This is a genomic window from Microcystis aeruginosa NIES-843 (assembly GCF_000010625.1).
In the GTDB taxonomy this organism is placed as follows: domain Bacteria; phylum Cyanobacteriota; class Cyanobacteriia; order Cyanobacteriales; family Microcystaceae; genus Microcystis; species Microcystis aeruginosa.
The window spans coordinates 2,843,733-2,866,577 of sequence record NC_010296.1 but is presented as its reverse complement, the minus strand read 5'-3'; the positions used below and the strand labels follow the sequence as shown (position 1 = coordinate 2,866,577).

At 42.0% G+C, this 22,845-nt stretch carries 18 protein-coding genes; 9 read left to right on the top strand and 9 right to left on the bottom strand.

Going from position 1 to position 22,845, the window contains the following annotated elements; all coding sequences use genetic code 11:
- Positions 1–131: 131 nt before the first annotated feature.
- Positions 132–2,768 (bottom strand): M1 family metallopeptidase, encoded by a 2,637-nt coding sequence (locus MAE_RS13630; protein WP_080506984.1) that lies wholly within the window; start codon positions 2,766–2,768, stop codon positions 132–134.
- A gap of 4 nt (positions 2,769–2,772) precedes the next feature.
- Here MAE_RS13630 and MAE_RS13625 point away from each other — a divergent pair, with 4 nt between their 5' ends.
- Together MAE_RS13625 and MAE_RS13620 are read left to right on the top strand one after the other, a co-directional pair.
- Positions 2,773–3,210 carry a DUF4079 domain-containing protein gene (locus MAE_RS13625; protein WP_002743713.1) on the top strand — a complete coding sequence of 146 codons (438 nt, stop codon included), beginning with the start codon at positions 2,773–2,775 and terminating at the stop codon, positions 3,208–3,210.
- A 255-nt stretch (positions 3,211–3,465) separates the two neighbouring features.
- On the top strand, positions 3,466–4,569 hold the full coding sequence (locus tag MAE_RS13620; protein WP_012266109.1) for a CobW family GTP-binding protein: 1,104 nt from the start codon (positions 3,466–3,468) through the stop codon (positions 4,567–4,569).
- Between the two features lie 302 nt (positions 4,570–4,871).
- On the opposite strand, the gene MAE_RS13615 is transcribed toward MAE_RS13620, so the two are convergent.
- Complete coding sequence (locus MAE_RS13615; protein WP_012266107.1) at positions 4,872–5,792, bottom strand: metal ABC transporter solute-binding protein, Zn/Mn family; 921 nt, start codon at positions 5,790–5,792, stop codon at positions 4,872–4,874.
- A gap of 134 nt (positions 5,793–5,926) precedes the next feature.
- Between MAE_RS13615 and thrS the strand changes: the two genes are divergently transcribed.
- Together thrS and MAE_RS13605 are read left to right on the top strand one after the other, a co-directional pair.
- On the top strand, positions 5,927–7,726 hold the full coding sequence (gene thrS, locus MAE_RS13610) for a threonine--tRNA ligase (protein ID WP_012266106.1): 1,800 nt from the start codon (positions 5,927–5,929) through the stop codon (positions 7,724–7,726).
- 304 nt (positions 7,727–8,030) lie between these two features.
- Positions 8,031–9,074 (top strand): IS630 family transposase, encoded by a 1,044-nt coding sequence (locus tag MAE_RS13605; RefSeq protein ID WP_012266104.1) that lies wholly within the window; start codon positions 8,031–8,033, stop codon positions 9,072–9,074.
- 53 nt (positions 9,075–9,127) lie between these two features.
- Here MAE_RS13605 and MAE_RS13600 read toward each other — a convergent pair whose 3' ends face one another.
- On the bottom strand, positions 9,128–9,424 hold the full coding sequence (locus MAE_RS13600; RefSeq protein WP_002743720.1) for a DUF7219 family protein: 297 nt from the start codon (positions 9,422–9,424) through the stop codon (positions 9,128–9,130).
- 337 nt (positions 9,425–9,761) lie between these two features.
- On the opposite strand from MAE_RS13600, the gene purC reads away from it, so the two are divergent.
- Together purC and coaE are read left to right on the top strand one after the other, a co-directional pair.
- Complete coding sequence (gene purC / locus MAE_RS13595) at positions 9,762–10,487, top strand: phosphoribosylaminoimidazolesuccinocarboxamide synthase (protein WP_002784616.1); 726 nt, start codon at positions 9,762–9,764, stop codon at positions 10,485–10,487.
- 217 nt (positions 10,488–10,704) lie between these two features.
- Entirely contained in the window at positions 10,705–11,304 is a 600-nt protein-coding gene (coaE, locus tag MAE_RS13590) for a dephospho-CoA kinase (protein WP_012266102.1), read from the top strand.
- Positions 11,305–11,459: 155 nt separating this feature from the next.
- Here the strand turns inward: coaE and MAE_RS13585 are convergent, their stop codons facing one another.
- Together MAE_RS13585 and MAE_RS13580 are read right to left on the bottom strand one after the other, a co-directional pair.
- On the bottom strand, positions 11,460–12,290 hold the full coding sequence (locus tag MAE_RS13585) for an energy-coupling factor transporter transmembrane component T family protein (RefSeq protein ID WP_012266101.1): 831 nt from the start codon (positions 12,288–12,290) through the stop codon (positions 11,460–11,462).
- Between the two features lie 318 nt (positions 12,291–12,608).
- On the bottom strand, positions 12,609–14,777 hold the full coding sequence (locus MAE_RS13580; protein ID WP_002797960.1) for a transglycosylase SLT domain-containing protein: 2,169 nt from the start codon (positions 14,775–14,777) through the stop codon (positions 12,609–12,611).
- A 54-nt stretch (positions 14,778–14,831) separates the two neighbouring features.
- Between MAE_RS13580 and MAE_RS32250 the strand changes: the two genes are divergently transcribed.
- Together MAE_RS32250 and cysC are read left to right on the top strand one after the other, a co-directional pair.
- A complete protein-coding gene (locus MAE_RS32250; protein ID WP_158303524.1) occupies positions 14,832–15,011 on the top strand; it encodes a hypothetical protein in 180 nt (59 codons plus the stop codon).
- A 138-nt stretch (positions 15,012–15,149) separates the two neighbouring features.
- Positions 15,150–15,695, top strand: a complete 546-nt coding sequence (gene cysC / locus MAE_RS13570; protein WP_012266099.1) for an adenylyl-sulfate kinase — start codon at positions 15,150–15,152, stop codon at positions 15,693–15,695.
- A gap of 126 nt (positions 15,696–15,821) precedes the next feature.
- Here cysC and MAE_RS33815 read toward each other — a convergent pair whose 3' ends face one another.
- The gene (locus tag MAE_RS33815; RefSeq protein ID WP_162467762.1) at positions 15,822–15,959 is read right to left on the bottom strand and encodes a hypothetical protein; all 138 of its coding nucleotides are present in this window, start codon (positions 15,957–15,959) and stop codon (positions 15,822–15,824) included.
- A gap of 378 nt (positions 15,960–16,337) precedes the next feature.
- On the opposite strand from MAE_RS33815, the gene MAE_RS13565 reads away from it, so the two are divergent.
- Entirely contained in the window at positions 16,338–18,065 is a 1,728-nt protein-coding gene (locus tag MAE_RS13565) for an ABC transporter ATP-binding protein (RefSeq protein ID WP_041804114.1), read from the top strand.
- A gap of 204 nt (positions 18,066–18,269) precedes the next feature.
- On the opposite strand, the gene MAE_RS13560 is transcribed toward MAE_RS13565, so the two are convergent.
- The 3 genes from MAE_RS13560 to MAE_RS13550 all read right to left on the bottom strand — a co-directional run bounded on the left by MAE_RS13560 (position 18,270) and on the right by MAE_RS13550 (position 22,764).
- Positions 18,270–19,217, bottom strand: a complete 948-nt coding sequence (locus MAE_RS13560; RefSeq protein ID WP_012266096.1) for an NAD-dependent epimerase/dehydratase family protein — start codon at positions 19,215–19,217, stop codon at positions 18,270–18,272.
- A 184-nt stretch (positions 19,218–19,401) separates the two neighbouring features.
- Positions 19,402–20,454, bottom strand: a complete 1,053-nt coding sequence (hemE, locus tag MAE_RS13555) for a uroporphyrinogen decarboxylase (protein ID WP_012266095.1) — start codon at positions 20,452–20,454, stop codon at positions 19,402–19,404.
- Positions 20,455–20,544: 90 nt separating this feature from the next.
- On the bottom strand, positions 20,545–22,764 hold the full coding sequence (locus MAE_RS13550; RefSeq protein WP_012266094.1) for a heavy metal translocating P-type ATPase: 2,220 nt from the start codon (positions 22,762–22,764) through the stop codon (positions 20,545–20,547).
- Positions 22,765–22,845 lie beyond the last annotated feature (81 nt).

Sequence of the window (22,845 nt, the reverse complement as noted above, 5' to 3'; positions counted from 1 at the left end):
TTAGGAAAGTAAATGATGAAACTGCTAGATCACTGTCAAGGATAAATCGATTTTTAACTGTTGAATAAATTGTTGCATAATTGTTCAAAATTCGGTGTTTATATTGACTGATAACTGATAACTCAGGTTAACTAACCATTTTTCGCCTCTAATTTGGTCAAACGACTTTTAAGTTCCTGATTTTCCTGTTTCATTTTTTCTAATTCCTCGCGAATTTCCTGAATTGCTTTCTCGGAACCCAATTTTTTCTGGACTTTTTGTACTGCTTCCTCGGCTACACGACGGACACGACCATCGGGAGTTCGATCGCTCAAAGCTTGTAAAATAACGATAGCTTTGGCATTTTCTATCTGTCCTAAAGCGTTACACACTGCCACTTGCGTCAAGAAAAAAGTTTCCTTGGCAATGGTTTCTAAACGTTCCAAAATTACGGTTAATTTATCCGTGCTTTGTCCCGAAGAAATCGCTCCCAGGGCCCGAATAGCCCCTAATCTCAGGGGTTGAGGCGTGCCTAAAGCTGTGTAGGTCAAAATTGACTCCAAAGCCGCCGGGGAGGTTTTTAACTGGCTTAAACCGCCAATTGCGCCCGCTCTTACTACCTCATTCCACCCCTTTCTTGACTGTAAAACATGATTGAGCAGGTCAATAATTTCCCCTTCTTTATTTTGCAATTGTCCCACGGCCATGGAGCCTAATCCTCGCGCCGCGGCCGCTTCCACATAATAACTAGCATCTCCAGTTTCTAATAGGGATTTAAGCGCATTATAACTATCTAAGGTTTTAATTTCACTTAATCCCTCGACAACTGCCCGACGTACTTGTGCTTTTTCATCGTTTAAACCTTTAATTAAAGCAGTAACTGCCTGATCTAAACCAAGAGTTGCTAACTGTTTGGCCACCTCCACACGCACCCCCCAAAAAGGCTCATTTTCTAGGGATGTCCCTAAAGCTTCGATCGCTTCTAAACCGCCTTTTTTAGCAATGGCTATGGCTGCATAGATACGGGAAATTGGATCGGTATCCTGTTGTAATTGCGCTTTTAATTCACCGATGGGATACTCAAGAGTGACGGTTTTGAGGAAATTATTACCCCGATCGAACTTGACAAAATCGGGCTTTTGTGCTAGGGGAAAATAGAAAGTTTGTTCTTTTTGGTGAATCCGCAGATTGTAGGTAATATCCTCAGAGTTGAGATAGGCAAAAGCGACGGGAATTTTCAAGTCGAATAGTTCTTTTTCGTCCTGGGTTTGGGTGACAGTTAATTGGGCTAAATTATTCTGATTGTCCCAACTGTAGGCCACCTTATAATCGGGATGACCACCGCGATAAACGTACTGATCAAAGAGGAATAATAAATTGTACCCGGTCGCTTTTTCGATCGCCCGTAATAAGTCCACAGTTTCCACGGTTTTATGGGCATTATCTCGCACAAAAGTCTGAATCGCTTTTCCGAATAAATCTTCCCCTAAAATAGAGCGGATCATGTGATAAACACAAGCGCCTTTTTCGTAGAGATGACGATCATAAAGTTCGATCGCTTCTCGATAAACATGAGTAACAATCGGACGACGATAGCGGGAAGTATCTTCTTCTAAATAACTTCTTGCTTCCCCTAATAAATAATAACTACCAGCAGCTTTTCCGTATTCCGATTCTGTCCATAAAACCTCAGAATAGGAGGCCATTCCCTCTTTAATCCAAGCGTGAGACCAGTGTTTAATCACCACTAAATCACCGAACCATTGATGAGCTAATTCATGGGCAACTAAGCTTTCTGTCCAAGTATGATCGATGCTGGCTCTTTGATCAATTAAACAGCGATCGGTTAAAATTGTGGTAGAAGTATTTTCCATCCCACCAAAAATAAAATCATCTACACAAACTTGTGCGTATTTAGGATAGGGATAGGGATAACCAAACTTTTGGCTAAAAAACTCGATCATGCGGGGAGTTTTACCCATACTTCTTTGGCCCTCTTCTTCCCGTCCTTTTTCCACATAATAAGTGACAGGAACACCATTCCATGAGTCGCATAATTCAGCAAAATCTCCCACCGCAAGAGTCATTAAATAGGTGGGATGAATTTGCTTTTGTGACCAGTGATAAATTCTGTCCTCACCAACGGGTTCCACCGAGATTAATTCCCCGTTAGAAATAGCGATATAGGGTTGGGGAATTTTAACCCGAATTTCGGAAGTGGCTAATTGGCCAGGGTAATCAAAACAGGGAAACCAAAAGCGAGAATCTTCATCTTCTCCCTGGGTCCAAACTTGCATCGGTTTATCGGGATAATATTCGTCGGGGCCGATAAAATATAATCCCCGTTGTGGTTGGTTAACCTGATAGTTAATCGTCAGGATAATCGGTTTATCGGTGGTGGGTTGCAGCAGATGAATGGTCAGAAGAGAACGATCATAGTCAAAGGGTTGACTGATACCTTCAATGAACACAGAATTAATATTTAAATCCACCGCGTCCAGAGTTAAACTGCTAATTCCCTGACGAATGGGGGTGAGGGTAATCTGACAGCTGCCCTGAAAACTTTGTTGAGGAATATCAATAATTAAATCGAGAAAAATATGATTAACTTGTCCGGGTCGATCGGGGTTATAATGGGGTTTAGCCCCGGGTAACTCAAAGGGTTGACGCTGATTATTTTCTGTGTCGATGGTGAGATGAGACATATTAGCCCTAACTTGCTGATTTTTGTCCGGTAAACTTAAATTAACACGATCGGTCGTCCCTTTCCTTGCTAATAATAATCCCACCCCTATGAATCTCCCTTCCTTTCTCTGGTTATGGAAAATTGCCGCTTGGTCGATGGGATTTACCCTCTTTGCCTATTTTTTACTAGCGGTTTCGGGGGTAAACATGGGTTATCGACGACTCGCGGGCCAATCTCGACCGAAATGGTTAAGATCCTTTCATCTCCTCAGCGGCCTGATCATGGTTGCTTTGGTCTTAATTCTGCTGGGAATCGGATTAGTGGGAACAATCGGTCATTATGGCAGTTTAGGCCACTCTTCCCACCTGATAGCGGGTTTATCGGTGGTTTTTCTGGTTTTTGTTTCGGCAATTAGCGGCCTGAACATTACAACTCGTCCACCTCTAGCGCGGTCTCTCCACATCGGCACTAATCTTTTATTGTTTCTGGGTTTTCTTTTTGTTACCCTAACAGGATGGGATGTGGTCCAAAAATATCTACAATAAAAATAGTCGGCGATCAAGTGGAGACTGTTTGATCGAAAAAAACTAGCTAAGTAAGTGGATGTTAAAAATTGTCACATCCCCCCCCCTTATCAAGGGGGAATTAAGGGGGGATCCCCCCGCCTATCGGCACCCCCCTTATCAAGGGGGGCAGGGGGGATCAAAGACAAAATCTATCTTCAATTTAATTGAAACCACTTACTTATCTCATCCCGAAAAATCGCTTTTTAGTGACAGAATACTCACCCCCAAATCATTATGCAAACCGTCGAATCACAAGCTATTAACACGATGTCAGTGCCAAAAAAAGGGCTACCGGTAACAATTATTACTGGGTTTCTTGGTAGTGGTAAGACTACTCTCCTCAATCATATTCTCAGCAATCAACAGGGATTAAAAACTGCTGTTCTTGTCAATGAATTCGGTGAAATCGGTATCGATAATGAACTGATTATCAGTAGTGATGACAGCATGGTAGAATTAAATAATGGCTGTATTTGCTGCACGATCAACGAGGATTTAATTCAAGCAGTTTATAAAATTCTCGAACGTCCCGAAAAAATCGATTATTTAGTCGTAGAAACCACGGGATTAGCCGATCCTTTACCGGTAGCTTTAACCTTTTTAGGTACAGAATTACGGGAAATGACCCGTTTAGATTCCATTGTCACTATGGTGGATTGTGCCAATTTTAGTCTCGATTTATTCAACTCGCAAGCGGCCTTAAGTCAAATCACCTACGGTGATATTATTGTTCTCAATAAAACCGATCTAGTGGATGAAGCGGATGTGGATTCTTTAGAAATAAGAATCCGGGACATGAAGCAAGGAGCGAGAATTCTTCGTACTAGCAAAAGTCAGGTTCCTTTACCCTTAATTCTCAGCGTCGGACTATTTGAATCGGATAAATATTTCGACACAGAAGAAGAACACCACGACCATGATCACCACGACCACGATCACGACCATTGCGATCATGATCACGACCATGATCACCACCACGATCACGATCATGATCATCACGACCATTCCAATCATTTAGAGGTGGATGGATTTACTTCTATTTCCTTTGCTAGTGACCAACCTTTTTCGATTCGGAAGTTCCAATATTTCCTCGATAATCAGTTACCGGAAAGCGTTTTCCGCGCTAAGGGTATTCTCTGGTTTGATGAAAGTCCTAAACGTCATATTTTTCACCTCAGTGGCAAACGTTTTACTCTCGAAGATGACGAATGGAAAGGTACTCCCAAAAATCAGCTAGTTCTTATCGGTCAAAATCTCGATCATGAAACCCTAAAAGAACAGATTAACAGTTGTCTCATTTTACCTGCTGTCAATCGCGGTAAAGGATTTGGGAAATAAACCCCGCTTTGTAAATCTACTAAGTTGGGATTTTTAAGGGGAAACTCTCTGCTAAAGTCGGGCGTTACTTTCGATTTTTTCCCTCAATCCAAGCTTTTGGGGGGTTCTACCCCCCAAACCCCCCGTTGGGGGCGTGGCGCCGCCCCCAAACCCCCCGCGCATTAGCTTTTCGGTGGGATGCTTACAGGCAGCTGCTGATCCATTTGTCATCATCTAAAAGTCACCGATAATTGCTGATTGTCGGTATTTCTGCCTTCCTAACTCCTGACTCTAAGGACAATTTTTTGATTTTTACAAGAGGTCTATTGACCTTCTTGAGGTACTTTTCCCCCTAAAGATTCCACGATCGAGCGAGTATTTTCCCTGAGCATTTTTACATAACTATCCCCCCTAGTACCCACCGCGCCGATCGAATCAGAATATAATTGTTTTGGTGCTAATTTTACCCCCGCTTCTTCGGCTACAGTGGTAATTAAAGCGGGATTAATAGTGGTCTCGGCAAAGATAGCAGGAACCTGGAGATTTTTAATAGCATCGGCTAAATTTTTCACCGTTTGGGCGCTAGGTTGTTCTTCGGTACTAATGCCAATTAAAGTTCCTGCAACTTTTAAACCATAGGCATGAGCATAATACTGAAAAGCGTCATGAGTGGTGACTAATTGCCTTTGGGAAGGGGGGATAGTTTTAATAGCCGCAGTAATCCAGCGATCAAGATTTTCTAATTCCCTGATTAATTGGGCGGCATTTTCAGTAAAAATCTCTTTATCTTCGGGACTTAATTCAATCAATTGATCTCGGATTTTTTTCACCATGATTATGCCATTTTTTGCCGAACCCCAAACATGGGGATCGGGTACTTTCTGCCCTTCTTTTTCCAGTTGTAAAGGTGTAATGGCTTCTCCCACAGCCACTTTTTTCGCTTTAACTGCCGTAGAATCGATCATTTTAATTAACCCCGGTTCGAGATTATAACCGTTATAGAGAATTAAATCGGCTTTTTCTAAAGCCACACTATCGGCGGGAACTGGTTCATAAACGTGGGGATCATCCCCTGGTTTTAAAATGTCTTGATGGTCAATTTCTTCACCGCCTACTCGTGCGGTTAAATCGGCGATAATTGTGCTAGTGGAGATTACCTTAGGTTTTTGGTTATCGGTGGTATTAACCGCATCATTACAAGCAACCAATCCCAAAAATAAACAGGATAAAATTAGTTTTTTCATCGGGAAATAGAGATGAGGGTTTAGAGGTTAGAGATGGGGGGAAATGGCATTGATATCTATCTTGATTTTTTTCCTGACTAAAGACTCCTTTTACCATTAAAATAGAGAATAGAGAAGGTGTAAATTCAAAAGACATGGATAACCAAGCCCCGATTAAACTACCGAAAACCAGCGAATCCGACCACCTCAAGCGCATTCGTCACACCACCTCCCATGTGATGGCCATGGCGGTGCAAAAATTATTCCCAAAAGCCCAAGTTACTATCGGACCTTGGACTGAAACCGGATTTTACTACGATTTTGATGTGCCGGAACCTTTTACCGATAAGGATCTCAAGGACATCAAAAAAGAGATGGTCAAAATTATCAATAAAAAACTGCCGGTGATTCGCGAGCAAGTTTCTCGGGAAGAAGCGGAAAAGCGCATTAAAGCGATTAATGAGGTCTATAAGCTGGAAATTCTGGCGGGAATTCAAGAACCCATCACCCTTTATCATCTTGGTGACGCTTGGTGGGATTTGTGCGCCGGTCCGCACCTAGATAATACAAGCGAACTAGACCCAAAAGCGATCGAATTAGAGACGGTAGCGGGTGCTTATTGGCGTGGGGATGAGAATAAAGCCCAATTACAGCGCATTTACGGCACAGCTTGGGAAAATCCCCAACAATTAGCCGAATACAAGCGCCGCAAGGAAGAAGCACTGAAACGAGACCATCGCAAATTAGGCAAAGAATTAGGTTTATTTATTTTCTCTGATTCTGTCGGGCCGGGGTTGCCTTTATGGACCCCCAAAGGAACTTTAATTCGTTCTTTGTTAGAAGATTTTCTCAAAAAAGAACAGTTAAAACGCGGTTATTTACCCGTAGTTACTCCCCATATTGCTCGCGTGGATTTGTTTAAAATTTCCGGTCACTGGCAAAAGTACAAAGAAGATATGTTTCCCATGATGGCAGACGATGAGGAATCTGCTGGTAAAGAAATAGGATTTGTCCTCAAACCGATGAACTGTCCTTTTCATATTCAAATCTATAAAAGTGATTTGAGATCCTATCGGGAATTGCCGATGCGTCTGGCAGAATTCGGGACAGTTTATCGTTACGAACAATCGGGAGAATTGGGGGGGTTAACTAGAGTTCGCGGTTTTACCGTCGATGATTCCCATTTGTTTGTCACTCCCGAACAATTAGACAAGGAATTTTTAAGCGTTGTTGATTTAATTTTGACGGTGTTTAAGAGTTTACAATTAAAGAATTTTAAGGCGCGATTGAGTTTTCGTGACCCCGAATCGGATAAGTATATCGGTTCCGATGAAGCTTGGGAAAAGGCACAATCAGCGATTAGAAAAGCGGTGCAAACTTTGGGGATGGATTATTTTGAAGCCCCCGGAGAAGCGGCTTTTTATGGTCCAAAATTAGACTTTATTTTCCAAGATGCCCTCGAAAGAGAATGGCAGTTAGGAACGGTACAGGTAGATTATAATTTACCCGAACGTTTTGAACTAGAATATGTTGCCGAAGATGGTAATCGTAAACGTCCGGTGATGATTCATCGCGCACCTTTTGGTTCTTTGGAACGTTTAATCGGTATTTTAATCGAAGAATACGCGGGGGATTTTCCTCTTTGGTTAGCCCCTGTCCAGATACGATTATTACCGGTTAGTGATACTCAATTGGATTACGCTAAAGAGGTGACAGCGAAAATGCAATTGTTAGGAATTCGCGCCGAAACCGATACCAGTGGCGAACGTTTGGGTAAAATGATTCGCAATGCTGAAACCGCAAAAATCCCCGTGATGGCAGTGGTGGGGGCAAAAGAAATGGAAAGTAATAGTTTAAGTATTCGCACCCGTGCCACGGGCGATTTAGGGGTAATTAGCGTCGAGGAAGTGGTGGCAAAATTAGAAAGTGCCATCCAAAATCACGGTAATTTTTAAGCGTTTGCTCATCTCATTCTATGGGGACAGAAAATATTTCTGTCCCAGCATTTTTTATCAAGCGAGGAGATTTTTCGGGTGCATCTGATATTTGTGACTTTCTCTCACTTATGGTGAGCAGCAGCAGTTATTCAAAGAGGGCGAATGCAATTCGCCCCTACAATAATATTATTGCGCCAATAGTAGGGGCGCACCGCGTGCGCCCTGTAATATATACTTTGCACGGCTACAACTTGCATTTTTTACTCAAGGACAATAATATAGTTTAAGAGTCATAATTAGAAGCAAAGCACTCATTAAAAACATGATTAACCTAGAATTCACGGAAGAAGAAAAGAACTCACTGTATTATGAAAGATTTCATCATCCCCATCCCCGGGTTCAACTGAAGATGGAAGTTCTCTGGTTAAAAAGCCAAAAGATACCGCACCAAAAAATTTGTCAGTTAGCAGGAATCTCGCCAAATACCTTATTAACCTATCTTCGAGATTATCAAGAGGGCGGAATAGAAAAATTAAAAGAAATCAACTTCTATCGCCCTAAAAGTGAATTAGAGTCTCAAAAAGAAACCCTCAAAAAATACTTCGAGAAAAATCCACCAGCCACAATAAATGAAGCTGTATATAGGAGAGAAGAATTGACGGGAATAAAACGAAGTCCTACCCAAGTGAGAAAATTTTTAAAATCAATGGGAATGAAATGTTTAAAAGTAGGTTCTCTTCCTTCTAAAGCTGACCCAGATGAACAAGAGGACTACAAAGAAAAAAAGCTAGAACCCAGACTAAATGAGGCTAAAGAAGGAAAAAGGGCTGTTTTTTTTGTTGATGCCGCTCACTTCGTCATGGGAGCATTTCTCGGTTTTGTTTGGTGTTTTGAGAGACTTTTTGTTAAGTCACCGAGCGGGCGTAAACGCTTCAATGTTTTAGGAGCATTAAATGCAATAACTCATGAAGTTATTCTGGTTACGAATGACACTTATATTACGGCAACTCAAGTCTGTGAACTCCTTGAAAAAATAGCTGCTTTAGGACTAATGATTCCCATCACTCTAGTCTTAGATAATGCCCGCTATCAAAAATGTAAAATTGTTGAAGAATTAGCTCTTTCTTTGTCAATAGAACTGCTCTATCTGCCGTCTTATTCACCTAATCTAAATTTAATTGAAAGGCTGTGGAAATTGGTCAAAAAGAAATGTTTATATGGTAAATATTATGAAAACTTTTCTGACTTTTCTTCAGCCATTTATGAATGTTTGAATGATGCCCATTTGAAACATAAAAAAGAACTGGATTCCTTGCTGACTCTACGATTTCAGAAGTTTAATAAATCTCAGATTATGAACGTCTAAAGTATAGATATTTCTACAAAATTGAGATGCACCCGATTTTTCTTGATTATCCTTTAGGTATCGTCATCTTTTTGAAAGGGATTTTCCCCAATGCCTAGGCCTTTTTTGCTCTGTTTTAAGTCTTTCCAGAGGGCTTTAATTTTTTGATAGGCTTCTAGAGAACTGATTTTGCCCCCCGTTTCCAGATTACAAATAAAACTGACTTTTTGGGCAAATTCCTGTAAATTGGCGTTAAATAGCAAGTTTTCTGGCTTAAATTCCCCATAGTAGGGCGCGCGAGGATAGAGAAAATCCTCCTTGCGGCGATCGGGGAGATTCGGGTTATCATCGTTAGGAGGATTCTGATTCATAGGGCGACGGCGGGTAATTTTTCGGAATTTCTTTAGATTTTTCGGTAATGGTAATGGGAGATAATATCAATTGTTGGCTATGATTGAGGATTTAAGTAAAAACTTGGCTGATTCGCCAAAAGTTGACCCCTGGTATCGTGACACTTTTTGGTTATAGGTTAAGGTTCGATCGTCAAATGTTGACAGTTATCTTTAAGCTGCAATTATACATTATTTTTCTCAACGATCATCTACCCAATGATAGAGACTTTTTGCCTGGGTTGATCGCCAAAATTTACTGCCGCCACTATCTGATTAACCATCGATTTTCGTTTATCAATTGCCGAGGATGATAACTATGGAAAAACTCTATGAAGGTAAGGCCAAAATTCTCTATCAAACCGATGATCCTGATATTCTCCTCACTTATTACAAAGACGATGCCACCGCTTTTAATGCCCAAAAACGCGGGCAAATTGTCGGTAAAGGGGAAATTAACTGTACTGTCTCCACTGCCCTATTTCAATGGTTAGAATCCCTAGGAATACCTACCCATTATATCGATCGCCCTAGTTCTAGGGAAATGCGCGTCAAGGCGATTAAAATTATTCCTTTGGAGGTAGTAGTCAGAAATATCGCTGCCGGGAGTTTGTGCAAGCAAACGGGATTAAAGGAGGGGAAAGTTTTACCTTTTCCTCTTGTAGAATTTTATCTCAAGGACGATGCTTTAGGCGATCCTTTGTTAACGCCCGATCGCATAAAAGTGATCGATATTGCCAGCGAGGAGCAAGTCAATCAGTTACGAGATTTAGCCCTGCAAATCAATCAATATCTGCAAGAATTTTTCGATAAGTGCCAGATTATTCTCGTCGATTTCAAGTTAGAATTTGGAGTTGATAAAACGGGCAAAATTTATCTAGGTGATGAAATTAGCCCCGATACCTGTCGTCTCTGGGATAAAACCCAAGAGGATGCCCAAGCGCGCATTCTCGATAAGGATCGTTTTCGTCGCGATTTAGGAGATGTGGAAACTGCCTATCAACAAGTACAAGCAAGAGTTTTACAACAGATAGAGAGTTTATAACCGTAGGGTGTGTTAGCGAGCGCGTAACGCACCTTAGATAGAGGGTTTATAACCGTAGGGTGTGTTAGCGAGCGCGTAACGCACCTTAGATAGAGGGTTTATAACCGTAGGGTGTGTTAGCGAGCGCGTAACGCACCTTAGATAGAGAGTTTATAACCGTAGGGTGTGTTAGCGAGCGCGTAACGCACCTTAATTGAGATTAGCAATTTAATAATTTATGTCGAGAAGAATTATCGGGTTAACAGGGGGAATAGCTTGTGGTAAATCCACGGTTTCCAATTATTTAGAAAATATCTACAAAATTCCTGTCCTTGATGCGGATATTTATGCCCGGGAAGCAGTGGAAAAAGGTTCGGCAATTTTAGAGAGAATTTTTCAGCGTTATGGCAGAAAAGTTAAAACTGAGGATAATTCCCTTAATCGCCAACAGTTAGGAGAGATTATTTTTAATAATCCCGAGGAAAAAATCTGGTTAGAAAGTCAGATTCATCCCTACGTTAGAGAATGTTTTAAGCGGCATTTAGAGCAGTTAGAAGCCCCGATAGTTGTTTTTTCTGTTCCTTTATTATTGGAAGCCAAACTAACCCATTTAGTCACAGAGATTTGGGTGGTTTCCTGCGGTTTTGAGCAACAAATTCAACGCTTAATGACTAGGAATAACTTAACTAGGGAACAAGCGATCGCTCGGATTAATAATCAAATGCCTTTAGCCGAAAAAATTGCCTTAGCTGATATTGTTTTAGACAATTCCGGGGATTTAGAAGCTTTATATACCCAGATCGATCGAGCTATAAGTAGCTGGTTAGAATTAAATTGAAGATAGATCCCCCCTTAATCCCCCCTTAATAAGGGGTGTGCCGATCCCCCCTGCCCCCCTTGATAAGGGGGGTGCCGATAGGCGGGGGGATCCCCCTTGATAAGGGGGGAAACTGATAGTTTTTAACACCTAACTACTTACAATAGGGATTAATTTTAAAACAACCAGGCAAATTTTCCCACCCCGAATTTTACATAGAGAATAATTGCCAAAACCAATAAAAATAGAAAGCCAATAATTAATAAATAGTCTTTATTGGTTAAGATTGATTCCTGTAAAAATGTGCGATTAGGATCACCAGAGAAAGCTTTAGCTTGTAGAACTACCTCTAATTTTTGCGATTTAGCCATAGCGTTTAAAATTAAAGGTACAGCGATAGAAGCGTAAATTTTTCCTTTTTGTAACCAACCCATTTTTTCTATTGCTAATCCTCGTAATCTTTGAGCAGAAATAATCGATCGGGATTCTTCTACTAGGAGAGGAAATAAGCGCAGGGTAGAGGAAAAAATAAAGACTATTTTGTAAGGAATTCTGGCTTTAGTTAAACTCACCATCATCTGATTTATATCAGTGGTAAAAATAGCGAGGGGAATAATTAAAACCATGGTGAGAGTTTTAAAGATCACATTTAAACCGTAGAGGGTTCCCTCGACAGTCATTTGAGTAGAACCGACAGTTAATAAGGGAGTTAATTCAGTTTTTCCCGTTAAAGCTTTTACCTGTTCTACATTAAAAAATCCCATGGTAATTAATAAGAATAGATAAAAAGGAGCCATGAATTTTAAAATGGTGAGGAGATAAGACCATTTTACCCCAGCCCAGAGACAAGCTAAAGCGACAATAAGAGTTAGCAAACCGCCAGCGAGGGGACTTTCCCAAGTAAAAGCGATGAGAGTAACCACGATCATCATGGTTAATTTTGTCCGAAAATCTAGGCGAGTAAAAGGAGAATCTCGATCGACGGTTTGCCAGTTAAATGATTGCATAATTAGGAAAAAAGTTAGTAAGTAGCTAGGTGTTAAAAACTGTCAGATGCCCCCCTTATTAAGGGGGATCCCCCCGCCTATCGGCACCCCCCTTATCAAGGGGGGCAGGGGGGATCGGCACACCCCTTATTAAGGGGGGATTAAGGGGGGATATATCTTCAATTTAATTATAACTTTAAGGGAATGAGAACGTAGGTTGGGTTGAAGCATGAAACCCAACGCCCGATTATGTTACGCTACCGCTAACCCATCCTACAAATAATTGTGCCTCCCTACTTACTTAAGGGAATGAGTTAATTACCCATCCCCATCAATTCCCTAGGAAGGGTTAGCAATTCTGTTCATTTGCTCTTGAATTTCGGGGTTATAAATCTGGAGATAATTCCAATAATTACCAAACACCGATTCTATATAACCCTTAGTTTCTCTAAAGGGAATATTCTCAACAAATTCATCGGGATCGCTAAAATCAAAACGCTGTCTCCATTTGGAAACTGCCCCAGGTCCGGCGTTATAACTAGCCACAGCAAAAAGTGAATTTCCAGCGAATTTACCGTGGGTATAATCGAGATACCATGTCCCCATCATAATGTTATCTTCGGGATTAGTTAAAGAATAACTTTTATTGCCAGTATTACCCGCGATATATTTACCCGTATCGGGCATAATTTGCATTAATCCCACTGCCCCCACAGGAGAACGAATTTCTTTTTCAAAGCGGGATTCTTGCCGGATTAAAGCCGTCACTAGCAGGGGATTTAATTGTCTATCTTTTGACCATTGCAGGATGGTATCGTAGTAGGGGAAAGGGAATAAAGCGTGCCAGTATTTATCATTTTGTCGCAGGAGTTTCCAGGCTTTCTTTTCCTCCGGGGTATCTCTTTCTCGCAAGCGCCAAATCAGGTTAATTCCTTCTAAATTTTGATTGCGAGAGAGTTTATAGACACCGAGGTTAAATTGTTCGTCAACGGTTAAATTCCAAGGATCGACAATTTCTGCTTGCCAGAGATTCCAAGCGTCCGTATCTTCACCAATTCGATATAATTCCTTGAAAGCTTCCGAACCAGCGGGGGGATCGTTACGAGTGGCGGGTTTGACGGTGGTAGGATTATAGGAGCGGACAGTGGTAAAATCCCCCACGTCCCAACCTAATAAAACCGCCGAGCGCCAAGCATAATAGGAATGGGGATGACGAGAAATAGTGTAGGTAAAAGCTTGTTTTGCTTCTTGGTTTTTGCCGAGTTTTTGCGCCCATTTTCCCACCCAAAAGGCTGCTTTCGGGGCAGTTTGACTATCGGAATTATTAACCGCAATTGGCTGCGCCCACTGCCACGCCTTGGCGTAATCACCGGATTTAGCGGCTCTTTGGGCCATTAACCAGCGATAATCGGCGGCTTCGTCGGATTTTGGGTATTTATTTAATAAAGTTTGCCATGTTTGACTAGCGGCCTGGGCATTAGTTGAGTTGAGTAATTTGGCTTTCGCTTCCAAAGCTTCCGGGGCGCGATCGGGAAATTGCTTGACAATGCGATCGAGATATGCTATGGCATCGCGGTTAGGAGAAATTTGGGCGAGTCGCAGTAATCCCAAACCGGTTTCTGAGGCCTGGGGATAGGTTTTAATTAATTTTTGGTAAGCGCTGCGAGCTTCTGGCAGTTTTTTGGCAATTTGTAGCCCGCGGGCGTAACGATAGGCTTGTTCGGGGCTAGGAGTGGCTTTAGCGTAGGCTTTATAGGCTTTTTCGTACAATCCCGACTGCCAATAACCTGCCCCAATCATTGCCCAATCCGCCGGAGTTAACTGCTCGGCGTAGTCTTTCACCAAACGATCGCGGGCCTGATTGAGGGTAGGATCAAAAGGATTAGCCTTGGCTAACTGCAACCATAAGGGAAATTGATCGGGATTTTCTTGAAGACGTTGGCGAATTAAAGCCAAAGTACGCGGGTGTCGGGGGTATTCCTTGAGCAATTTTTCATGATAACTGGGGTCGTATTTGCCCAAAGAGTAGTAAGCTTCGGCCACTACGGGCGATTGGGGATAGGTTTCCAGTAATTTTTGCCAAATTTCTTGCGCTTTTTCACTATCGTTGCTTAATTCGTGGGCGCGTCCCTGTTTGAGGAGAATCTGGGGAGCGAGGACAGGATATTGTTTTTCTAAGCCTTCTAATTGTTTTAAAGCCGGACCCCCTTCATATTTTCTCAATAAATCCATGGCCAGGAGATAGCGGGCGCGACTACGATCTAAAGAGGGCGCGTTGGCATCGGCAACATCTTTTAACTTGACATCTCGCTCGGTTTGTGGTAAAGAAGCGCTATCAACCACGGCAGAGGGTTGGTTAGGATCTTGGCTAGGAAGCGACGCACTATTGCGATCGAGCCAAGCGAGAATTTTCGGGTGAAAGAGAAAGAGACTGGTGAGAGTAAAAAGCGCAACCCCAGAACCTAGTCCAAGAATGAGCGGGGTGTGAGGGGGGAATTTCTTAAACATTACCTTATTCAAGACAGTAACTCAACATACATTATCAGTGATCGTGGTGACAGGTTGTTTGTTTCAATCAGGTTGGGGAAGTGGGGAAGTGGGGAAGTGGGAAGTGGGGAAGTGGGGAAGTGGGAAGTGGGGAAGTGGGAAGTGGGAAGTGGGGTGTGGGGAAGTGGGGAAGTGGGAAGTGGGGAGGTGGGGTGTGGGGAGGGGGAATGGGGAGGTGGGGTGTGGGGAGAATAAATAAAATAATCTCCTATCTCCTATCTCCTGACGACCGGCTCCTGACTCCTATCTCCTGACTCCTATCTCCTATCTCCTGATCACTGATCCCTGAGATATGGTACGCTAAACAGGATTTAAGTATTATTAATGGTTGCTATGAAACAGCGCGGCGTGACGGTTTGGTTAACGGGATTGAGCGGTGCGGGGAAAAGCACGATTACCGAGGCATTACAGGCAAAATTAATCGCTGAAGGTTATTCCATTGAAGTTCTCGATGGCGATATAGTACGGACGAACCTCACCAAAGGTTTAGGATTTAGTAAAGAGGATCGCGATGAAAATATCCGTCGCATTGGTTTTGTGTCTAATTTGCTCACCCGTCACGGTGTAATTGTCCTAGTTTCGGCTATTTCTCCCTATCGTGAGATTCGCGAGGAAGTACGGGGAAAAATCGGCAATTTTGTCGAAGTTTTCGTGAATGCTCCCTTAAGCGTCTGTGAGGATCGCGATGTGAAAGGATTATATAAAAGAGCGCGTGCTGGCGAAATCAAGTCTTTTACGGGAATTGATGATCCCTATGAACCACCTTTTAACCCGGAAGTGGAATGCCGCACCGATTTAGAGACTTTAGAGGAAAGTGTCGCCAAAGTCTGGAACAAATTGACGGAATTAGGCTACATTCATCAAGCTGTGGCGGTTTAATCGCAGCATAACTTTGTATTGTTGGAAAACATCGTAGGGACGTGGACTACAAACGTCTCTACATCCTGATTAACCCCTTAAGCAAATTTGTTAGTCAATCTCCTTTTCTTCAGTACCTAAGCAAAGTTAATTATACCTCTGAGTAAACCTCTGGCGGTTCTTCGTTACTTGGTATGGTTCGATCAGGGGGCAGAAATCGGCTAAATCCTTATCTGGCAAAAGACTTAATTGATTAGCTCGTTCTAGATTGAAAACAATTGGCAAAAATCGAAGCAATGTCTTTCTATATAAGGGTTTCACTCCTTATAACTCCCGTCCATTGCATAACACAAACCGAAGAACCCCTCTGGCCAAAGTGAAAGAGTGTCTAAACAGTAATCAGTGATCAGTGATCAGTAAACAGTAAACAGTAAACAGTAAACAGTAAACAGTAAACAGTAAACAGTAAACAGTGAAAAGACAGTAGGAAACTTCTATTTAATACTGCTCACTTAAAACTTAAATCTGATAACTGATAACTGATAACTGATAACTGATAACTGATAACTTACCCACTGATAACTGATAACTGATAACTGATAACTGTCTCGACTAGCAAATTAATTTTGCAGGAATACTTATATTTAAAGGCGCTAAATTATTTTGAAATCTCGCTCTAGTTATTGGAACCTCATTCCCTATCTCCGTCCCCAAACCCAAACAATTATTTTGGCGTTCATCTGTACGATCGGATTTACGGTATTTTGGCCGATTTTAGCTTGGTTAGCCGGACAAATGGCCAGATATATCGGTGAGGGAAATGTGCAAGCATTGGCGACACTTTCGGGGGTGGGGGCAGTGGTTTTTTTACTGCGGGGAATGTCTCAGTATGGGCAAGATTCCCTGATGGCAAAAGCTTCTTTAAAAATTGCTCTCGAATTAAGAAAAAAAGTTTATGCACACCTGCAAACCCTCGGTTTAAATTACTTTGAAACTGCCAAAACTGGTGATTTATCCTATCGTTTAACGGAAGATATTGATCGCATTGGGGAAGTAATTAACAAATTTTTCCATGATTTTATCCCCTCAGCCTTACAGTTAATTGTCGTCTTTGCCTATATGTTTATTGTTAACTGGCAATTGACGATCGCTGTCATTATTATCGCTCCTTTGTTGGGAGTTTTGGTGGGATTTTTTGGTGAAAAATTATTACAATATGCTCGTCGCGCCCAAGCAAAAATATCTAATCTTTCTGCGTTATTAACCGAAGTTTTTAGCGGTATTCGTGTGGTGCAAGCTTTCGCTGCTGAAGATTATCAAACCGAGCTTTTTGCCCAAGAAGCGGAGGAAAATCGCCGCGCTCAATACCTATCAGAATCCACCAAAGCTTTACAATACGTCGTGGTGGGATTCTTACAAGCTCTCGGTGTCATCTTTTTATTCTTTCTCGCTGGTTGGCAAATTTCCCAAAAGAATTTAACTGGAATTGACTTTGTTAGTTATGTGGCAGCGGTGGCAATGTTAATCGATCCCATCGCCCATATTACCAGTAATTATAATCAATTTAAACAGGGTCAAGCCTCCATGGATCGGATTTTTGAATTGTTAGCTATTCTGCCGACAATTACCGAAAAACCGAATGCGATCAATCTGCAACCCCACAGCAAAGAAGTTGAATATTGTCAAGTAAATTTTTCTTACAATGAGGACAGACAGGTTTTAAAAAATATTAATTTTACTGCACACGCTGGCGAAACGATTGCTTTAGTGGGAGCATCGGGAGCGGGAAAAACCACTTTAGTTAATCTTTTATTGCGTTTTTATGACCCCACTGCCGGCAAGATTTTAATCGATGGGGTGGATATTCGTGATGTGACTTTAAAAAGTCTCCGGCGACAAATTGGCGTAGTTTTGCAGGAAAATATTCTCTTTTCTGGCACTATAGCCCAAAATATCGCTTTTGGCCAGGGAGATTTTAATCTGCAAGAGGTGGAAAAAGCGGCAAAAATTGCTAATGCTCATCAATTTATCAGTGAACTTTCTCAGGGTTACTATACCTATGTGGGAGAAAGGGGTGTTAATTTATCGGGTGGACAAAGACAAAGAATCGCCATCGCACGAGCGGTTTTATCTAATCCGAGAATTTTAATCTTAGATGAAGCGACTTCCGCGCTCGATTCGGAATCGGAAGCTTTAGTGCAGGAAGCTTTAGAAAGAATTATGACGGAGCGCACAGTATTTGTTATTGCTCACCGATTAGCAACTGTCAGAAAAGCTAACCGTATTTTAGTCTTAGAAAAGGGTGAAATTATTGAGGTGGGTAATCACGAGGAGTTATTAAATCTTAATGGTCGTTACGCTCAATTTCATGCTAGACAATTTCAAGATTAGTCTATTTGGCGTTAAGAGTTGGGCGTTATTTCTGATTTTATCATTCAAGCCAAGTTTTTGGGGGGTTCTACCCCCCAAACCACTAGGGTTGATTCAAGGTAGGGTTGATTCAAGGTAGGGTTGATTCAAGGTAGGGTTGATTCATGAATCAACCCTACCCGTCGGGGGACGAAGTGCCTCCCCCAAACCCCGCAGCCCAACTACTTAGGGTTTTTTTCGGGGAATTCCTCGCAGGGTTAAAACATCATCGAGGGTGGAACAATAGTTTTTTAAACCAAAATCAGCAGGAGTATAGGTTTTTATGTGGGTGAAGTGGCGATAATTCATGGCAAAACGGTCCCATGCTTCCATCTGCAAGTTAAAAACTTTGATAAAAAAGTTAGCAATGGTTAAAGATAAAGGAATGCGAAAATAGATTTTTTTGTTTAAATAAGTACAGATTTCCTCCACTGCTTGGTTAGCTGTTGTGCGTTGATTGCCTAGGACAATTTTGCTTTCTGGTGCGGGATTTTCGATTAAATAATTCACCACTTGAGCTATATCTTTGGCATGGATAAAATGAAAACTGCCATCAGCTTGAAACCAACGCACTAAACCGATATATTTCAACACATCCGGTAAACCCCCATAGATATGAGAATAGGGTTTATTTTCGTCACCACCTAAGACAAAAGTGGGGTATAAAGTGATAATTTTATCGGCGATTTCTAGGTGAGCAAATTTACTATAACAAATATATTTAGTGCGGATATAATTAGTTCCTATCTCCCCAGCTTCCGGTAAAGGTTGATTATTTTGATTGAGAATGCTGGCAGTAGAAAAGTAGAGGACTTTCTCGCAGATTTGAGCATCTAAATAACTAATTAATTCTAGGGTTTTTACCACATTAATCTGATAACTTTCCTCCTCTCCTCCCCAACTGGTAGCGATTAAAACCGCTATATTCATTGTTTTTAAAAGATCGGCATATACCCCAATATTTTGCATATCGCCTAAAAGTATATGAACATTTGATCGCCCTTGGTAAGTAAATTTTAACTTCTCTGGATTACGAACTAAAAAATATAATTCATAGTCGGGATTTTCCAGTAAAATCTCAGCGATATAATGCCCAATACAGCCACTCACACCCGTTAGAAATATTTTTTTCATTATTTTAATTGATACGGCAGAATTTAGGGGACAGTGTGAAAGTCAAAAGTCAAAAGTAAAAACCGGTGTTGGGGTTTTAGGGTTTTAGGGTGTTAGGGTTTTAGGGTTTTAGGGTTTTAGTTGAATTTCCCCATTTCCCCATTCCCCCATTCCCCCATTTCCCCATTTCCCCATTTCCTGTTCCCTAGTCCTGATAACTAAATTGTTTAGCAGTTTCAAAGAAGAAACGCACGTTATCTTCAGGAGTTCCCACCAAAACACCATGACCTAAATTAAGAATATGACCTTGATTACCTGCTTTACGAATAGTATCAATAATCCGCTCGCGAATAAAGGACTGGGAACCGAATAAAACCCCCGGATCGATATTACCTTGAACCATCATCGCTTTACCTAAACGCTGTCTCGCTTCCGCCAGATCCACGGTCCAATCGACGCTAATAATATCAACCCCCGATTTACCCATTCTTTCCAAAACGCCGGCGCTGCCACTAATGTAGAGAATTAACGGTGTATCGGGATGGGTTTCTTTCACCAAACGAACTACTTTTTGTTGATAGGGTAAGGCAAAAACATCGTAATCTTGGGGAGTTAATTGACCCGCCCAAGAGTCGAACATTTGTACCACTTGCGCCCCACAATCAATTTGATAACGGACATAAGTGGCGATCATATCCGCTAATTTATCTAAAAATTGGTGCAGTACCGAGGGTTCCGAAAAAGCCATCCCTTTAATCACAGAATAACTTTTAGAACCTTTCCCTTCCACTGCGTATGCTGCTAAAGTCCAAGGCGCTCCGACAAAACCGAGGACAGTGGATTTGTTTCCCACCTCTTGACGCAGGGTTTTTAAAATCGTTTTGATAAAAGGTAAAGACTGATCGGGATCGAGGGGATTAAGTTGGTCCACCTGCGCTTGAGTACGAATGGGAGAATCGATAATCGGCCCCTTACTTTCGATAATATCAAAGGGAATACCGATTCCCGCTAGGGGAGTGAGGATATCGGAGAACATGATCACCCCATCCGGTTGAAAAGCGCGCCAGGGTTGCAGGGAGATTTCGATCGCTAAATCGGCATTTTCCGATCTTTCCCGAAAACTGGGGTATTTATCCCGCAATTCCCGATAAATCTGCATATAACGTCCTGCTTGTCTCATCATCCACACGGGAGGACGGGGTAAGATTTCTCCTTTGGCAGCGCGTAATAAATAAGGTATTTCAGGGGAGTCAGTCATATCAGGATGATTATTCTATTGCCTTTTCTACGGTATCATCCCCCGTACAGCTAATTTTTCTAGTTTTTCCTTAAGAATTGTTAACGAAAGTTATCCCTCCACCCTGGGATGAACTCGACGCAATCGTAAAGCATTCGTCACCACGGAAAGGGAACTTAAAGCCATGGCAGCACCGGCAATAATCGGATTGAGCAGAAAAGGATAGAGGACTCCGGCAGCGATGGGAATGGCAATCAGGTTATAAATAAAAGCAAAAAAGAGATTTTCTTTGATATTTCGCATTGTTGCCCGACTTAACTCAATAGCAGTCACAATTCCCTGTAAATCTCCCGAAATTAAGGTTATATCGCTCGCAGCGATCGCTACATCGGTCCCCGTGCCAATGGCAATACCTAAGTCCGCTTGCGCCAATGCGATCGCATCATTGATGCCATCTCCAACCATGGCGACTATTTTCCCTTTTTTCTGCAAATATTCGATTTTTTCGGCTTTTTGTTGGGGACGGAGTGCGGCAAAAAAACGCCGGATACCCAACTCGCTGGCGATCGCTTCTGCGGTTTCGAGGTTGTCCCCCGTCATCATCATCACCTCTAAGCCCATTTTTTTGAGCTTGGCGACCACTGAAGAAGAAAAAGGTTTTAAAACGTCGGAAATGGCGATAACCCCCTCTAAACCACCGTTAACCGCTATCCAAGCCACGGTTTTTTTCTGCCATTCCCAATCGTGGGCGACTTTTTTAAGAACTTTTGTTTCGATCCCTTGACTTTCTAACCATTGTTGTGTACCAATTTGCACGAAATCTGACCCGACTTTTCCCTGCAATCCTGACCCGGTTATTGAGTCAAATTCGCTTACTTCTAGGGTTTTAATGGCGTTTAACCGCCCATATTTAACTATTGCTTCTCCTAACGGGTGTTCAGAATGATTCTCCACCGATACGACTAACTGCAGCAGCGATAATTCCCGTCCATCCCCCACCCCTTCGCGAGTCAAGAAGTCCGTCACCGTTGGTTTACCCTGGGTGAGAGTTCCGGTTTTATCTAGAACAATAGTAGTAATGCCCTGGGCTAATTCTAAACTTTCGGCATTTTTAATTAAAATTCCCTGTTTTGCTCCCTGTCCTGTTCCCACCATAATCGAGGTGGGTGTAGCTAATCCTAGCGCACAGGGACAGGCGATAATTAAGACTTCCACCATTGTAATCAAAGCGAGGGTGAGATTACCCGTGCGGAGAATCCAAAATAAGAAAGTTATTACCGCAATAATCATCACCACCGGCACAAAATAAGCGGTCACTCGATCGACTAATCTTTGTATAGGTGCTTTTGATGCTTGTGCGGTTTGCACTAATCGGACAATCTGAGCTAAAACCGTATCTTTTCCCACTCGTAACGCTTGCATTTGTAGGCTACCGGTTTTATTAATTGTCGCCCCGATTACCTGTTGATTGACGGTTTTTCGCACGGGTAAACTTTCCCCTGTCACCATCGATTCATCAATGCTAGAACTGCCTTGGATAATTATGCCATCGACGGGAATTTTTTCTCCCGGACGCACTAAAATTATATCTCCTACTTTTACCTCTTCGATCGGTAGATCTAGCGTCTGTTCTTCCCTAATCACCCTAGCAGTTTTTGCCTGTAATCTCATTAATTGTTTAATAGCGGCGGCCGTTTCTTTTCTGGCACGTTTTTCGAGGAAACGACCGAGTAAAATCAGAGTAATGACGATAGCTGATGCTTCGTAATAGACATGGGAATTAAACCCCTGTTTTTCGATAAAATCGCTCCCGAAGGTTAAAAACAGGGAATAAAAATAGGCGGCACTGGTTCCCAAAACTACTAAAGTGTCCATGGTGGCAGTGCGGTTTTTAAAGGCTTTCCAAGCATTTTTATAAAAACTTTGACCACACCAAAATTGGACGGGAGTAGCGAGAATTAATTGGAATAAGGGAGCGTGTAACCAGTGGGGAATAAAAGATAGAGATAAACCCGTCATCATCGGCAAAGAACCGATAAAAAGTATAATGCTAATAACAATAGCGATCGATAGTTTAGTGAGAAGTTCTTTTTCTGGCCTGGATTCGAGATTAATTTCCGTTATCGGTGTAGCCCGGAAACCGGCATCCCTAACTTTTGCTTGAATAGTGTTAAGATCGGTACGCTTGGGATCATAGTCCACATCCACCTGTTCCATGCCAAAATTAACTTGACATTGAATCACTCCGGGGATAGATTTAATTATCCGTTCGATCGAATTAGCACAACCAGCGCAACTCATCCCGGCGAGTTTGAGAGTTTGATGGGTCATAATTTTAATAGCAGCGGAAGTCAGCAAGAAAATCCCCCGCAGCAGAGTTATATCTTTAGCATAAAATATTCCCCTAGCTGC